14 protein-coding genes and 1 pseudogene are annotated in these 16,288 nt (G+C 44.4%); 8 read left to right on the top strand and 7 right to left on the bottom strand.

Features of this window, described 5'->3' with window-relative positions:
• Window positions 1–23: 23 nt before the first annotated feature.
• Entirely contained in the window at window positions 24–902 is an 879-nt protein-coding gene (locus tag H2R00_RS12085; RefSeq protein WP_182069212.1) for an alpha/beta fold hydrolase, read from the top strand.
• Between the two features lie 99 nt (window positions 903–1,001).
• Here H2R00_RS12085 and H2R00_RS12080 read toward each other — a convergent pair whose 3' ends face one another.
• The gene (locus tag H2R00_RS12080) at window positions 1,002–1,574 is read right to left on the bottom strand and encodes an alpha/beta hydrolase (RefSeq protein ID WP_154995513.1); all 573 of its coding nucleotides are present in this window, start codon (window positions 1,572–1,574) and stop codon (window positions 1,002–1,004) included.
• A gap of 83 nt (window positions 1,575–1,657) precedes the next feature.
• A complete protein-coding gene (locus H2R00_RS12075; protein ID WP_154995515.1) occupies window positions 1,658–1,987 on the bottom strand; it encodes a winged helix-turn-helix transcriptional regulator in 330 nt (109 codons plus the stop codon).
• Between the two features lie 112 nt (window positions 1,988–2,099).
• Between H2R00_RS12075 and H2R00_RS12070 the strand changes: the two genes are divergently transcribed.
• Window positions 2,100–2,372, top strand: coding sequence for a hypothetical protein (locus tag H2R00_RS12070; protein ID WP_244958231.1), 273 nt, complete (start codon window positions 2,100–2,102; stop codon window positions 2,370–2,372).
• Window positions 2,373–2,474: 102 nt separating this feature from the next.
• On the opposite strand, the gene H2R00_RS12065 is transcribed toward H2R00_RS12070, so the two are convergent.
• Window positions 2,475–3,263: a cyclase family protein gene (locus tag H2R00_RS12065; RefSeq protein ID WP_182069210.1), complete on the bottom strand. Its 789-nt coding sequence runs from the start codon at window positions 3,261–3,263 to the stop codon at window positions 2,475–2,477.
• Window positions 3,264–3,395: 132 nt separating this feature from the next.
• Window positions 3,396–4,778: an amino acid permease gene (locus tag H2R00_RS12060; RefSeq protein WP_182069208.1), complete on the bottom strand. Its 1,383-nt coding sequence runs from the start codon at window positions 4,776–4,778 to the stop codon at window positions 3,396–3,398.
• A 403-nt stretch (window positions 4,779–5,181) separates the two neighbouring features.
• Between H2R00_RS12060 and H2R00_RS12055 the strand changes: the two genes are divergently transcribed.
• The 6 genes from H2R00_RS12055 (at window position 5,182) to H2R00_RS12030 (ending at window position 11,997) form a co-directional block, all read left to right on the top strand.
• Complete coding sequence (locus H2R00_RS12055; protein WP_154995521.1) at window positions 5,182–5,820, top strand: DUF2306 domain-containing protein; 639 nt, start codon at window positions 5,182–5,184, stop codon at window positions 5,818–5,820.
• Between the two features lie 434 nt (window positions 5,821–6,254).
• Window positions 6,255–6,887, top strand: a complete 633-nt coding sequence (gene yknW / locus H2R00_RS12050; protein WP_182069206.1) for a YknW family membrane protein — start codon at window positions 6,255–6,257, stop codon at window positions 6,885–6,887.
• A gap of 247 nt (window positions 6,888–7,134) precedes the next feature.
• Window positions 7,135–7,632, top strand: coding sequence for an RNA polymerase sigma factor SigV (locus tag H2R00_RS12045; protein ID WP_154995525.1), 498 nt, complete (start codon window positions 7,135–7,137; stop codon window positions 7,630–7,632).
• Window positions 7,632–8,492 carry an anti-sigma-V factor RsiV gene (gene rsiV / locus H2R00_RS12040; RefSeq protein WP_182069204.1) on the top strand — a complete coding sequence of 287 codons (861 nt, stop codon included), beginning with the start codon at window positions 7,632–7,634 and terminating at the stop codon, window positions 8,490–8,492. Before H2R00_RS12045 ends, rsiV begins: the two co-directional genes overlap by 1 nt.
• 229 nt (window positions 8,493–8,721) lie before the next feature.
• The gene (locus H2R00_RS12035) at window positions 8,722–10,602 is read left to right on the top strand and encodes an acyltransferase family protein (RefSeq protein WP_182069202.1); all 1,881 of its coding nucleotides are present in this window, start codon (window positions 8,722–8,724) and stop codon (window positions 10,600–10,602) included.
• 189 nt (window positions 10,603–10,791) lie between these two features.
• A complete protein-coding gene (locus H2R00_RS12030) occupies window positions 10,792–11,997 on the top strand; it encodes a Bcr/CflA family efflux MFS transporter (RefSeq protein WP_182071066.1) in 1,206 nt (401 codons plus the stop codon).
• A gap of 40 nt (window positions 11,998–12,037) precedes the next feature.
• On the opposite strand, the gene H2R00_RS12025 is transcribed toward H2R00_RS12030, so the two are convergent.
• From H2R00_RS12025 to H2R00_RS21265, 3 genes and pseudogenes are all read right to left on the bottom strand, one after another.
• Window positions 12,038–13,210 (bottom strand): iron-containing alcohol dehydrogenase, encoded by a 1,173-nt coding sequence (locus tag H2R00_RS12025; RefSeq protein ID WP_182069200.1) that lies wholly within the window; start codon window positions 13,208–13,210, stop codon window positions 12,038–12,040.
• A gap of 206 nt (window positions 13,211–13,416) precedes the next feature.
• Complete coding sequence (locus H2R00_RS21270; RefSeq protein WP_244958332.1) at window positions 13,417–14,364, bottom strand: histidine kinase; 948 nt, start codon at window positions 14,362–14,364, stop codon at window positions 13,417–13,419.
• Window positions 14,365–14,589: 225 nt separating this feature from the next.
• A pseudogene (locus H2R00_RS21265) lies at window positions 14,590–15,855 on the bottom strand (sensor histidine kinase); the annotation flags it as partial.
• Window positions 15,856–16,288: the final 433 nt, after the last annotated feature.

Below are 16,288 nucleotides of genomic sequence, written 5' to 3'. Positions count from 1 at the left end.
TGAACACTTTAGGAGTGGTGGAAATGGAAAAAAACATAAAACTAACCGATGAATCAGAGATAAAAGTTGGCTTAGTTGGGAACCCCGACTCTCCAACAATCATGCTTCCTGTTGCTAAAGAATCTGTATATGGACAAGAAGCTGAAAACTTAAAGTTATGGGGAGTAGACCCTGAATCAGGAAAACATTTTGTTGAGGGACTCATGGACACGTTTCAGATTTTATATTTCGACTACGAAGGACATCGTCTACAACAGCCGAATCCAAAGAGTCTCACACCTGAAAGCATAGTGAAAGATCTACTAACAATTGCTAATGAAATGAATGTTAAGAAGTTTAGCTATTATGGATATTCTTGGTTGGCTTTAGTAGGGTTACAATTAGCGATTCGGACAGACAGGTTAGAAAGCTTGATCATGGGTGGGTTTCCGCCAATAGATGGTCCATATAAAGAAATGATGGTAGTGACAAATCAAACATACGAACAAACTTTAAGTAAACAACATTCTTCTGTTATTGATGAACAAAACCTTATCAGTCCAGAAAAGGTTGATTGGGATAACATACAGGTAAGGATGGACGCGAATCAAACAAAACAGTTTGTTACAATGTACGAAAATTTGATGGAATTTGATGATCGGGGCATTCAACATAAATTAATGATTCCGAGATTGGCGTTTGCTGGGGAAAAAGACACAATTGTTTATGGAGAAAACTTCGGTAATGTAACAGTTGATATTATCGGTATACTTCAAAAAAATAAACAAGAATTAGAACACCTTGGATGGGATATAAAGATCTTAAACGGAAATGATATGGATCACACCAAAGCTATGCAGCCTGTAACGGTTCTGTCATTGATAAAGCCTTGGTTGGTTAAAAATTTGAATATAACCCGTTAAATAACAGACCCCTTCAAGACAGGGAAATTATTAAAAAATTTGAGAAGGGCGGCTTCTAAGCCCTTCTCCGCCATAAAAACCGAATATCCTTTATTGTTTTTAGCAAGTTTCTTTTGAGAAATAGGAGTTTAAAACATCATAAACAATAGGCAAAGAAGTAAATCCGTCGGTTTCTAAAAAATGACCCCCGTGTTGGACTTCGTAAAGCTTAGCGTCAATTTGTTGTGCCAGATCTTTGCTCCATGCAAATGGCACAATTTGATCGTCTTTAGAGGCAATGACAGCACGATGCTTAGCTGACTCAATGATTTTTTGAAAATCAAACGATTCCTCTGTAAATTCATCTAACATCTTTAAATCGGGCAGTGACTTGGCAAAGCCGGAAACGAGTAGGATTCCGCCAAGTGGTTGATGCAATTGCGTTTGTTCCAAAAACCTCAAAATGGCGGGGCACCCCAGGCTGTGGGCAACCAGATAAGTATGTTCATTTAATGTGTGTTTATTTAAAGAGAGCGTATCAAGCCAATCTTTAAGCCTTGGCTGGTGAGGATTAGGCATGTCTAAAACTTCTGCGTGTAGTCCGTCTGCAAGCAGACGTTTTTTCAGCCAAGGAAACCAGTGGTTGGTTGAGGAGGCTCTGTAACCATGAATGATATAGATTTGTTTTGTCATCCTGTTCTCCTTACAAATGATTTTTAATCAGTATAAAATTCCTCCCGTCGGGAAACAAGTACGCACTTTTTTGTAAGTATTTTTTACTCATAAGGAAAGCCTTCTCTTTGTCCCCATCTGCACATTTCATCTATGAGAGGGTACAAAGACAGTCCTCTGTCTGATAACGAATACTCCACTCTGAGGGGATTTTGAGAAATCTCCGCCCGATTAATCAGACCGTCAGTTTGCAACTCCTTCAGCTGAGAACTTAACATTTTATGGGTGATTAACGGCATCGCCCGTTTAAGTTCCCCGTATCTCATCGTTTTTTCACACGCCAGCTCATAGAGGATTCGCATTTTCCATTTACCACCTATCAGAGATAAGGTGTATTCGAATGGAGCCTGTTTGCTTCGGCATAAGGTATTCATTGTAATCAAACCTCCTTTTTTAAGATCATATCAAAAATAAATATTGAGCCTGGCTTAAACTTGAATAGCAAAAGATTCACTTGTTTTCCTTATTTTGTTGATGAGATGTGATATGATACAAAAAAAGGAGCGGATTTCTTCTGAACAAAGGGCGGGAATACTTTTGCGCGAATTTGCACCTCAAGTTTTTCAAACGATAGGGATTGTTGGTTTTATTTTAGCTTTTGTCCAAATCCCAATCGGCTGGTTTATCGGATTTTTCTTTTCCGGTTTGTTCTTCATGATGTTGAAATCAAACAATGAAAAATCGGGAACCTTCAACGTGATGGCTGGAGTCGCATGTTTCTTGTATTCATTTCATTGTTTGTTTACGCAAGTATTATGACTGAATATCGAACAAAAATAAAAAGCAGGCTGATGTCTGCTTTTATTTTTTATATCTGTCTATCCGGAATCCCCACAAACCAAAGGCTGCTGACGTTTCCCCTTATGCGTTTTCACCGCTAAGGATCGCAACCGGACGCGCCCATCCGGCAGACGCCTTTTCAACTTTTACCGGAAAAGCCATGACATAAAATCCGGTGGAAGGCAATTGATCGAGGTTGGCGAGCTTTTCAATTTGGCAGTAAGGAATGGTGCTTCCTGAATAATGACCTTCCCAAATAATCGACGGGTCTTGTTCCTGTTCAAAGCGCTTGGCGGTCATGCTGAATGGAGCGTCCCAGCTCCAAGCGTCAGTTCCGACTAGACGCACGCCGCGTCCCGTTAAATAGAGCGTTGCTTCGCGCCCCATCCCGCAGCCGCTGTCCAGGTAATCGTTTTGACCGTATTTGGCGCCGGCCGACGTATTCACAAGAACAATGTCGCCAGGAGCTAGTTCATGGTTGATTCTGTGAAGTTCTTGTTCGATTTCTTCAGGGGTAACGATATGCCCGTCTTTCAAATGTCTGAAATCCAGCTTAACGCCGGGGCCATGAAACCAGTCAAGCGGAACTTCATCAATCGTGATCATCCGCTTGCCGTCATCTGTAACCGAACGGTAATGGTATGGAGCATCTATATGCGTTCCGGCATGCGTTGACATCTTCACTTTTTCCAGCGACCAGCCTTCTCCGCCGGGAAGATCTTCCGAAGAAAGCCCGGGAAAGCTCTGGACCATCTGATTGGCTCCTTGTTTATGATCCGCATATTCGATTTCAGGAATAAACCCCGGCGGGTCAGACGGAATATCACCTCTTAACGATACTGACAAATCTACAATTTGATTGATTTTCATCTGTTTTCCCCTTTCTGCCTAAGCGGCTGACTATTGAAATGATGTGCGACCTGCGGCTGTTGTCTTTTTGATTTTACATCAAGAGCCATACAAAAAGCCTGCAGAACTTTCTGCAGGCGATTCGCATTTTTTCTACACTTGCCGTGACTTAGGTTTCCTCAGCTTGTAAATTGCGATCAGCATGATAAACCAAACCGGCGTGACAAATAAGGAAACACGGGTGTCCTTCGCCAGTGCGAGCACAATGAGGATAAACGCAAGAAAACCGAGAACCACATAATTTGAAAACGGGTAAAGCGGCATCTTGAATTTGTTTGTTTTCGCTAAATCCGGTCTTGTTCTGCGGTATTTCAAATGGCAGATGACGGTGATTCCCCAAATAAAGATGAAGCATATCGTCGAAATGCTTGTAATGAGCGTAAACACTTGTTCAGGCATGATATAGTTCAGCGTTATGCCAATCAAAATCACGACCGCTGAGAAGAACAATGCATTGCTCGGCACTTTGCGGGAGGTCAGTTTGGTCATAGCGCCGGGCGCATTATGTTCTTTCGCGAGCGAGTATATCATCCGGCTCGTGCTGAAGACTGCGCTGTTGCTTGCCGAAGCCGCCGATGTCAGCACCACAAAATTAATGATGCTTGCAGCCGCAATGATGCCGACCGCTGCAAAGACTTGGACGAACGGACTTTCATTAGGATTGATGACATCCCACGGATAGATGCTCATGATCACAAGGAGCGCACCGATATAAAAAAGCAAAACCCGGACGGGGATATTGTTGATCGCTTTAGGAATGACCTTTTCTGGATCCTTCGTTTCTCCCGCTGTCAGTCCCACAAGTTCGATGCCTACAAACGCAAAGACAACCATCTGGAATGAAAGGAGAAATCCGTGCAGTCCATTTGGAAACATGCCGCCGTGGCTCCAAAGGTTTTGAAAAGCGGCAGTGCCCGAATGGGTGGAAAATCCTTTGAAGATCATGAAAAGGCCGATCACGATCAGCGCCAATATCGCAATGACTTTAATTAATGCGAACCAGAACTCCAATTCTCCAAAAAGCTTGACGGTTGCCAGGTTCATGATCAGCAAAATGATCAGGGCGATCAATCCGGGCAGCCATTGCGGTACATCGGGGAGCCAGTATTGGGTATAAAGCCCGACCGCGGTTAAATCGGCCATTGCGAGCGAAATCCAGCAGAACCAGTATGTCCACCCTGTTATAAATGCCGCCATGTCGCCTAAGTAGTCCCTTACAAAGTCGACAAATGAATGGTATTCCAAATTGGATAAGAGCAGTTCTCCAAGAGAACGCATAATGAAAAAACAAATGATTCCCGTCATCAGATAAGCAAATAAAATCGACGGTCCTGCAAAATGAATTGATTTCCCCGAACCAAGAAACAGCCCCGTTCCGATCGCCCCGCCGATGGCGATGAGCTGAATATGCCTGTTTTTTAGGCCTCTCGATAATTTTTGTTCGTGTATATCGTTGTCAGTTACATCTTCTTTCACTTTATGTATGCCTCCATTTTTATTTTTTAAGCCCGATCCCCGCATGTTTTAAAATCTATTATAACATTAAAATTTGAAGTAATTGATCATATCGGCATGTGGGATAGAATTCATCTGTTATCGTCGATAACGCTTCAAGCAGAGACATCATTCAAAAGTATGCCGCAAAAGATGACAGAGTTATACCGGTTTTCCAGGAAAACGCAGGTCTGAACAAAGCAAGAAACAGTACTCGGCCAGTTTATAATGGGAAAGGTTTTGTCATTGAGGGCTTAAAACGCCAAGCTGCTGCGCTCGTTCGCTTTCGTGATACAATATAGGCACCTGAGAGAGCATGATGTTTTAGGAGGAACAAAAGCTGAACAAAAACAAATTTCAACGCAGTCAATCGGTTTTTTCGGCAATGATGATCCTAATCGCGGTGTATGTTCTGTATACCTTGTTTGAAAATTTAATTCTTGATCCGCAATCAACATCCTTTCTGAGCCATAAATCTCACCTGCGGGACTCCTTTCACCTCCCGATCTGGCTGAAGGTGATGTATGTTCATGTCATTGCCGCTTGTTTGGCGATGGTTTCGGGTGCTGTCAACTTCTCCAGCGCCTTGTTGACCAAAAGCCGCAAAATCCATCGGCTTAACGGCTGGGTCTACGTCGTTTGCGTGATGATTGTGACGCTGTCGTCAGGCTATATGGCCCCGAATTCTACGGGAGGGAAAGCCGTCAGCATAGCCTTTAACATGGTGAACATGTATTGGCCAGCGGCCACTGTTATTTCCGTCATCAAAGCCCGGCGAAATCAGTTTAGCAAGCACCGGAATTGGATGATTCGCAGCTATCTATTCTGTTTTACCAATCTGTTTATTCATTTCATCACGTTTGTGAGCCGAAGCGGGTTCGGTTTGCCATACGATATCAGCTACACGATAGGCGTTTACGGTGCGATTGCACTGAATGTGGCAGCAGCTGAATGTGTCATTCATTTTACACGCAGAAAAGCAAAGGACATTTTGCATACAGCTGACACTAGCCGGTCTAGATAATGTGCATAAATGCCAAGGGTATCTAAGCCCTTGGCGTTCTTGCGTTTAAAACTCCTTGACCTATCTAAACAAAGAACAGGCTTTAAAGACGTTTCCGTTATATTACGGCGTATATCTGCTTTTTTTGCCCTATGGAGATGAGAGGCTGGTGCTTGTTTACATCTTAACGTTACAATTTTTCAATGAAAAAAGGATTGCTTCTTTGACATCGAATTCTCTTCCTTCCTCAACGGCAGCCTAAGAACAAAAAGATATACTTTTAAGTGATCAAACCTCAGCATACTTTAAGCCCCCTGTGCTAAATCCTCTTTGACAACCCATTTAGACAATTCAATTGTTTGATTGCCCTGACGTTATTTTTTAGGTGAGTTTAAGCTGAATTTAAGGTAAGTCATGTAAACTTTGAAGGATAAAACATCTGGAGGAATGAAAGCATGGAAGAGAGTATGGAAACAAAACAAGAGCCAATGCCTTCTTTAATCGGTTTAATTTCAAGCCCGGCATTGCAGTTTGAAAGAATGAAAAAACAGCCGGCGGTTGCTCTGCCGATGTTTGCTGTATTCTTTTTATCGGTTGTTTCTGCTATCCTTTATATCTCAAAGATTTACCCTGATTCGTATTTTGGCATGATCATTTTTTTATGGGAGTTTTTAAAGACGGGGATTTTTTTGTTTGTAGCTGCTTTAATATTATGGCTGATTGCAACAATAGGTGGCGGAAAAACAAACTTTGTGACGATGTTTTCGCTGGCGTCTTTTGTAGGCTTTGTCAAGATCATTGGCGATCTGATAAACAATGCAGTTTTTCGCTTTGCAAATGTGAAAGAAGGGACTTCGTTTACATCCTTGCACGATGTTTTTTCGGTCGGCGAGCCTTATAAAAGCATATGGGGCGTCTTTGATATTTTTACCCTCTGGGCGCTTGTGTTAGCAGCTGTAGGTCTGCAAAAAGCGGGTGGCGCTTCAAAACGGGCTTCATGGATCGCCGTTACAGTTTTATTTATTCTCAAGTTTTTGTTCGCTTGGTTTTTTGGTTTGTTTGCGGCATTATTTGAGGGTATTTTTTAGAATTTGTAAAAACCGCATCAATTAACACCTGATTTTAGATTTTAGAGCAAACCTTCAATATGGCGGTTTGCTTTTTTTGCTTCCATTTTCTTGACCTCCCTTTCCGGTGTTTTTCATTAAAGAATAAATGAAGGGATGTTTTCTTTAAAAAAACACGCCTTTCCGCAAACTATTTTTCACACTCTCACGTCTATCCTAATGTAACAGCCGTATATACGTATATTTTAAAAAGGAGTTCTTTATTGCAATGAAGAAACAAGCAGCCAGAGCGTCTCTTGTCGCTTGCATAACAGACCGGAAAGAAGACTTTTACCGGCTGGCATACAGCTATGTGAAAAATCAAGAAGACGCCTTAGATATTGTCCAGGAATCAATCAAAAAAGCGCTCGATTCCGTCGATTCCGTTCGCAATCCGGATACGATCAAAAGCTGGTTTTACAAAATTTTGGTGCGGACGGCGATCGATTTTTTGCGCAAACAGAAAAAACTAAAGGTTATGGATGATCAAACGATCGAGTTTTTAAGCCGGGGCAAGGAAGATACCTACCGGGATACAGATCTTCATGAGGCGCTTGAACAATTGCCGCATCCCTACCATACCATTATTGTTCTGCGATTTTTCGAGGATCTCAAACTGGAAGAGATAGCGGAAATCACAGGCGAAAACTTGAGTACGGTCAAAACGCGCCTTTACAGAGGATTGAAGCTTATGCGCATCCAATTGACGAAGGAGGATCTTTCTTAATGGATAAGAAATTGGAACAGCTGAAAAAAGCATATCAAAATGTCCCCATTCCGAAGGAGCTGGATCAGGTTGTCGAAACTGCGCTTCAGCATAAACCGAAGAAGAAAAGAAGGATGGTGGTATGGCCCGCATCAACGCTGGTCGCGGCGGCTGTACTATTGGCTGCCGTCGTGAATATCAATCCAGGCGCAGCGCAGGCCATGTCGCGCATACCCGTCATCGGCAAGGTCGTTAAAGCCATTACATTCACCGAGATCAAACAGAAAGATGGAGAATCGAGCATTGACGTGAAAACACCGGCGCTGTCCGGCCTGAATAACCGGGAGCTTGAGAATGGCATCAACGAGAAATATGTAAAGGAAAGCCATCAGCTTTACCGGGAATTCATGAAGGAGACGTCCCGGAATAAAAAAGGGCATCTCAGCATCTACAGCGATTATGAGACAGTCACAGATACGAAGGATTTGATTTCGATTCGGCGAAGCGTCGAAAGAACGGAAGCGTCCAGCTATACAGAACGGCGCTATATCACCATTGATAAAAAGAATGAAATCCTGCTTACCTTGAAGAGTTTGTTTAAAGACGACCGGTATATAACAGCCATCAGCGAAAACATTAAAAAACAAATGAAGCAGCAAATGAAAGATGATCCTGATAAAATATATTGGATTCATGACGAGGAAGTCGAGCCATTCAAAAGAATCAAGGCCGATCAAAATTTTTACATTACAGAGAATCATAAACTGGTGATTTCGTTTGACGATTATGAAGTCGCTCCCGGCTATATGGGCGCGGTAGAGTTTGAAATTCCGACTAAGGCGATTTCGAACCTGCTTATCGGCGACCGCTACATCCGCTAGTCAAAGAAATCCATGATTCCCAGAAATCATGGATTTCTTACTTTTTACAACTTTGTAACACCATATTCAGCTGGAAACTCTTATACTAGAGAGACGGCATCATTCAGGGAAGATAAAATGACGATTTTTTGAAACAAAAAACCGTCCTGACTTCGTCTATAATATCGGAGCCTTAAAAGGCGCGAAACATAACAGAAGAACCGTACGTACATATCATTGGAGGAATACCATGCGAGATCAGACACAACAACACCGTTACATACCGGGGTTAGACGGGCTTCGGGCTTTTGCCGTTTTGGCGGTTATCGCTTACCACCTCAACATGAGCTGGGCCGACGGAGGCTTCATTGGGGTTGATATCTTTTTTGTTTTATCAGGATATTTAATTACATCGATTATCCTGCCGGCGTATGGAAATGACATTTCCCTCACATTCCGCGATTTTTGGGTACGCCGGATACGTCGCCTGCTTCCAGCGGCGACGCTGATGATTTTCGCAACCGTCATATGGGTCGCTTTGTTTAACAGAGAGCTGATGCATACCGTACGGGGAGATGCGATCTCCTCTCTTTTGTATGTCAGCAATTGGTGGTTTATCTTTCACGACCTGTCATATTTTGATAGTTTCGGATCGCCGTCTCCTTTAAAAAACTTGTGGTCACTGGCGATTGAAGAACAGTTTTATTTCATCTGGCCGATCATTTTGCTGTTGGGCATCTACATATTTAAAAAGCGGGAGAGGTTGGCAGCGGCGGTTGTACTGTGTGCGCTTTGTTCAGCCATATGGATGAGCATCCTGTACGTCCCTGGCGGAGATCCGAGCCGTGTATATTACGGGACGGATACTCGCGCCTTCGAGCTGTTGATCGGATGCGCATTAGCCCTTGTGTGGCCGATGAAAAGGCTGTCTGGGAACAGGCTCCCAAACAGCCTTAAGCATGCATTGCACGGAACTGAGCTTGCCGCTTTCGCGCTGCTTATGGTGTGCATTTGTTTTGTCGATGAATTCAGCCCGTTTCTCTATCACGGCGGAATGCTTCTGATCAGCATAATCGCAGCAATTTTGATTGCATGCGTCAGTCATCCGAGCAGCTTCTTGGGCTTTGCCCTTTCCGTGAAGCCGCTGCGCTGGATAGGGAAAAGGTCGTACGGCATTTATCTTTGGCACTATCCCGTCATCGTGCTGAGCACGCCTGTTCAAGAGATTGGAAACCCGGTGTACTGGCATGTTGCGATTAAGGTCGCCGTTACGTTTATTCTGGCGGAACTTTCGTATCGCTTTATCGAGAAGCCAATCCGAAAAGACGGTTTTAAACCGTTTGTCAGCCGGATTTTTCTGGATAAGATCACCGAATGGAAAACGGCTTCGGTTCCCAGCAAAATATCAATCGGACTGATGTTTGCCGCGCTTCTCATTTTTGCAGGAGGCCTGTCGGGATTGGCCGACGAAAAGAAACAGCCGCAGCAGACCTATTCCAAATCCTATGAGGAAACAAGCGCCTCAGCGGATCAGCCGGCTGACAAAAGTGAAGAACAGCAGGATGAAAAGAAAGCAGAAGTTGAAAGCGGAAATGAGAGTAAAACCGGAGACGGGGATGAATCGTCAGATACGAAAGATGAGCAGTCTGCAGAAAAGGAGCCGGATCGTATCGAGAAAGAAGTATTGGCTGTCGGGGATTCGGTCATGCTAGACATCGCTTCCAGCCTGCGCCGGAAAATTCCGGGAATCACAATCGACGGACAGGTTGGAAGGCAAGTGAGGGAAGCGCTTCAATTGACATCAACCTACGCATCCTTTAATCATCCGGACAAAGCCGTCGTAATTGAATTGGGAACAAACGGCTATTTTACAGACAGTCAGATGGACGCTTTGCTTGATGCTTTCTCAAAAGCTGATGTCTATCTCGTGAATACGCGCGTCCCACGCCAATGGGAGAGCAAGGTGAATGAATCGCTTCGGAAGCATGCGGACAGCCGTCAAAATGTGACATTGGTCGATTGGCACGCTGAAGCCCTGCAACATCCCGAATATTTCACCGCTGACGGCGTACACCTGATGCCGAAAGGGTCTGAAGCTTTGGCATCGCTTATCGTCAAAGCGATGAAATAATCTAAAAAGAGGCGCTCCTTAAGGAGGCCTTTTTTGTATGGCAATAAATTCAATTGGGAAAGCATTTATTTTTCATGCCAACCGCCTTTCACTGTTCAAAAAATATGGTACAATATACAAATGTTTTGCAGCCTGTAACAATAGAAATAGAGATGTTAACTAGGTTGATAGAAAGGTTTTGATATGTTTATGCTTCATAATCCTGTTGGAAAAGAGCGGTTGGCATTGGCTTTTCTGCTCGGAATGCTTGCCATACTTGGACCGCTTAATATCGATATGTATTTGCCGAGTTTCCCTGAAATAGCGGAGGACTTGGGGGCCGGTGCATCGCTTGTGCAGCTCAGCTTAACGGCTTGCTTGATCGGCCTGACCATCGGCCAGCTCGTGATAGGGCCTGTGAGCGATGCGAAGGGGAGGCGAAAACCGTTATTAATTTCAATTTCACTGTTTGCGCTGTCTTCACTGTTTTGCGCGCTGTCACCGAATATCGCGACATTAGTGCTTGCCCGTTTTTTACAGGGGTTTACCGCTTCGGCGGGAATTGTGCTGTCACGCGCTATTGTACGGGACGTGTTTACAGGGAGAGAGCTTTCTAAATTTTTCTCGCTTTTAATGGTGATCACCGCGGTTGCGCCAATGGTCGCGCCGATGACGGGGGGAGCCATCCTGCTCTTGCCGTTCGCTACTTGGCATACGATTTTTTATACTTTGGCATTGATCGGATTGCTCCTGGTGCTCGTTATCTCGATGAAATTGACTGAAACATTGCCGCCCGAAAAACGGATTCCAAGCTCAATCGGTTCGTCTCTCAAAACAATGGGGAGCTTGTTGAAGGATCGGTCTTTCATCGGCTATGCGCTGACTGTCGGTTTCATTCACGGAGGCAGCTTTGCCTACGTATCCGGAACGCCTTTTGTATACCAGGATATCTATGGGGTATCTCCTCAAGTGTTCAGCGTGCTGTTCGGCATTAACGGCCTCGCCATTATTTCGGGAAGCTTTATCATCGGGCGTTTCGGGGGAATCATTCATGAGAGGAAGCTCTTGCGGATCGCGGTCATTACCGCTGTCATCGCGACATCCGTTCTCCTGACGATGACGATTATGAAAGGGCCGCTTGCAACGATTGTCATTTCCATCTTTATCTACATGATAACCATCGGAATGACATTGACAAGCACATTTACGCTGGCGATGGAAAACCAGGGGCACCGTGCGGGCAGTGCAAGCGCAATGCTCGGCATGCTTCCGCTGCTGCTCGGTTCGATCGTTTCGCCTCTCGTTGGAATGAATGAAACAACGGCCGTTCCAATGGGCGCTATCATGTTTATTACAGCTGTGATCGGATCTCTCGCCTTTTTTGCCTTAACACGGGAAAGTCAGCGGGAGCTGTAAACATAAAAGGACGGAATCAAGTGATTCCGTCCTTTTGTTGTTATAGAGAGGCCCGAAGAATGGCGAGTACGTCATCTTTGTTTAATTTTTGGAAATTGGCGAAGCCGCCGTGCTCGATTTCTTTGGCGGCGATGTCTGCGATCAGCTCTAGCTTTTCTTCGCCGATGCCGTAGTCGGCAAGGCGGGAAGGAGCGCCAAGGCTTTTCCAGAACGCGGACAGTTTATCGATTCCTTCAAGCGCAATGTCTTTATCGGTTTTGCCTTCTGTGTCAATGTCAAACATGTTCAGCATAAGTGCTTTGAAGCGGCTGACATTCGTGTCAAGCGTATATCTCATCCAGTTCGGGAACAAGATCGCAAGGCCGCCCGCGTGCGGAATGTCGTAAACGGCCGAAACCGCATGCTCCATCGTATGGGAAGCCCAATCGCCGAAATAGCCCATTTGCAGCGTTCCGTTCAAAGCGATTGTGCCTGCGTATAAAATGGTCTCCCGGTGCTCATAGTTTTGCAGGTCTTCCAACAGCTTCGGCGCCGTTTCAATGACCGTCTGCAAAACGGCAAAGCACATTCTGTCCTGAAGCGGCGTGTTTTCGACATTGTGAAAATATTGTTCAAACACATGACTCATCATGTCAACGATGCCGTAAACCGTTTGGTTTTCCGGGACGCTGAACGTATTTTCAGGGTCTAAAATGGAGAACTTTGGATGCGTGACATCGCTTCCCCATACGTATTTTTCATTCGTTTCCAAGTTTGTAATGACGGAATCGGGGTTCATTTCTGATCCGGTTGCAGCTAAGGTTAAAATTGTACCGAACGGCAGCGCGTCTTTTGCCGTCGTTTTTTTGCTGAAAATATCCCAAGGGTCGCCGTCGTATTTTGCTCCGGCAGCAATCGCTTTCGTGCAGTCGATGACGCTTCCTCCGCCGACAGCGAGGAGAAAATCGATATCATGGCGGGCGCACAATTCGATCCCTTTTTTAACCGTAGCAAGACGCGGATTTGGTTCTACTCCCGAAAGCTCGTGCGTGTCAGCGCCTTCTTCTTTCAATATGCGCGTAACTTCGTCATAAAGGCCGTTCTTCTTAATACTGCCGCCTCCATAAACAAGCAATACATTTTTTCCGTATACCTTTAATTCTTTTCTCAACTGTTCAAGCTGCCCTTTTCCGAAGATCAATTTCGTTGGATTGTAATAGCTGAAATTTTTCATTGATGAACAAACCTCCTATTGTATATGTAAAAACAGTTTTCTACTATAATATATTGGATCTTATAGAAAAAGAGGCCGTGTTCTTACGAAGGACAGGGTCAAATTGTACAAAAGTGAGGATGCATACACCTGATTTACTGCACAAAAGAGCTTGCCGACTTTGCCGGCAAGCTAATGAGGCCGTTCCGATTATCTTCGGGTAACGTCTATACTGAAACGTCCGCCGATTCATTGATGGAAATGACCATTGAGACAGCGGTCCCGCCATCAGGCGCACTTTCGATATTCAGTTCGCTCCCGCAAAAATGTTTCAGCCTGCGGTTGATATTTTTCATACCGACGCTGTGAGTGAAATGAGAAGAAAAGACATCATGTCGTTTTTCCGGCGGCATGCCGATTCCGTTGTCTTCTATCTTGATATAAAAGCGGTTTTCGCTTTCTTTTTTTGCCGTCAGCTTGATCCAGCCTCCGCCTCTTTTCTTGCTGATGCCGTGATGGACGGCATTCTCGACAAGAGGCTGAATCATTAATGGCGGAAGGGTAAAGTCAATATCTTCGTCAATATCGTAAATGACGTTTAGCCGATCGCCAAAGCGTGTTTTTTCGATAGAAAGATACGAATTCACAATCGACAGTTCATGTTTGAAAGAACTCATGCCTGATGTATTTTGAAAATCAAAACTCATTCTTAAGTAATTTGTAAAATCAGCCGTTACTTCGCGAGCTTTTTCAATATCCAAATGACTGAGCGCGATAATTGTATTTAATACGTTGAAAAGAAAGTGCGGCTTGATCTGCGACTGAAGGAATGCCATCTCCATATTGGTCGCCTGGGCTGCCGTATCTTTCATCATGATCAGGTTTTTAATGCGGGCTGCAAATTCAGTATAGTTGTACGGTTTTTGCAAAATGTCATTTGCCCCGGCGTGAAAAGCCTTGTATTTATCATGGTCAATGATGGCTGCCGTAATGATTAGAACAGGAAGTTCCACCATCGTGAACCTTTCGCGGATTTTCATGCACACTTCAAACCCTGTCATATCCGGCATCATCAAGTCCAAAATCACCAAGTCCAGCTTTGAACGGGAGACGACTTCAAGAGCCTCTTTGCCGCTTTTTGCTGCGATGACTTGATAAGGAACGCATTCAAGCATATCGGCCAAAATTTTTAAGCTTTCGATGTTATCATCGACGATCAGAACAGTTGGAGCATCCATTTTCTTTGAGTAATACGGCGTGCTTATTGAAACATCGGGCAGGTCCATGACGGCGTGCTGTTGAGGCATGTTCTCCTTCGCGTCAGGAAGCGAATCATCCTTTGCAACAGGCAGTGTGAAATGAAATGCCGATCCTTTCCCTTCTTCCGATTCTACCCAGATCTCTCCATTTTGAAGCTGAACAAGCTGTCTGACGATGCTTAAACCGAGTCCGGCTCCGTCGTCTTTATGGTTTTTTGCTTGTTGAAAAGATTCGAATATCGATTGACGGACAGCCTTTGGTATGCCGACTCCGGTATCCGCTACCGTAATTTTGACCATCTCTTGATTAAGCCTCTCGGCAGTGAGCGTAATCTGTCCCTCCGGCGTATACTTGATTGCGTTATCAACCAGGTTGGTCATGATTTGCCGGAAGCGGTTTTCGTCAGCCAAGACAAGCGGCAGTCCGGATGGAACCCGGTTTACAATCCGGACATTTTTATTTTTTGACAACAGCCGATAGAAGTCCATTTCTGTACTGATCGCCGAATGGGTATCGACAGGAACGGCCTGAATCTGCAGCATACCCTGCTTCATTTTTTCCAAATCGAGAATGTCGTTCACGAGGCTGGAGAGCCTGTATCCCATGCGAATGACCAGCTGCAGATTTTCTTTTTCTTCCTCTAGCGTCCTTTTTCTTTTCCGTGCCAAAAGGGTTTGGCATATATTAATCATGCTGTTCAGCGGCGTTTTAAATTCATGCGATGTTTTGGCGATAAATTCGTCTTTTAATCGATTCATTCTGAGCAATTTCAAGGATAGGACTTCATTCTCGCGAAACGCGCCTGCGAATTGCTGCGCCATCATCAGAACAGCCGCCAGCAAAGCGATGATCGACGGCACGGCATAGAGCGAATTGAATGAAAAGCCTCTTTTGCCGCTGTAAGCAGAAACGGTCGTTAAAATGACGAATGCGCTCATCGAGATCGCTGCAATCGTAAGATAAAGGCTGCCTTTCATTTTCCGAAGGGCAGAAATCGCAAACACATACGTAATATAAATCAAAGTCGTGACGGCAAGAACGGAATGCAATATATATGCGAGCCGGTCTGTAAAACCCCACGATATAAAATCAATCATCAAAACTAGTACAGAAAATGAAGTCGCGGCGATCATCCATTTTTTTGAAACGATTTCTCTGTAAGCGAAATAGAGATAGAGAAAAACCGCCATACTGACAAGCACCATTGTGGTCGCCCTCATTACGCTTAAAGCTGAGAATGAAATAGACGGAAAGAAAAGAAAGATCATTCGTTCTCTTCCGATTAAAAGCACAATGACTGAAAAAAGAAGACACATCGTGGAAAAAAAGAATAAGTGCTTATCTCTTTTTCGATGCAGGAAAAAGCCGAGAAAGTATAAACCGGTAATGAAGAATGCCGTGATCATGCTGGTTTCATTAAAAAAAGAAATTTTGCTTTGGTGTAAAATGTGCTGCTGCGTTCCGAAGGTAATCGGTTTTTCTATCCCCCATGAAGGTGATTTTTTGAAGTTCGAAAATTGTACAATCAACTCGTTGTCCCCGCGCTGAATTTCGAAAAAACTCGTATATGGCCTGTTTTGCGCTGTAAAATTCGCTTTGCTTGAAGGGGTTCCGCTCTGCCCGATCAATTTGCCGTTGAAATAAATTCGGTTTGCGCTGTTAATAAAAGAGGTGCTGATTCCGAACATCTCATTATCTTGCTTTGACCGGATCGTCAGTCTGTATGTACCGTAATCCACGTTTTTTCCTGAATCGGTAAGTTTGACATTGTTAGGCACATCGGAATAAATGGGGGCTTTTCCTTTGCCTGAATGGATGGCCTTTGGCGAGAGAAGCTGG

Origin of the sequence: Bacillus haynesii, from assembly GCF_014042035.1 — a bacterium.
In the GTDB taxonomy this organism is placed as follows: Bacteria; Bacillota; Bacilli; order Bacillales; family Bacillaceae; genus Bacillus; species Bacillus haynesii.
This window is presented reverse-complemented; position numbering and strand designations above follow the sequence as displayed.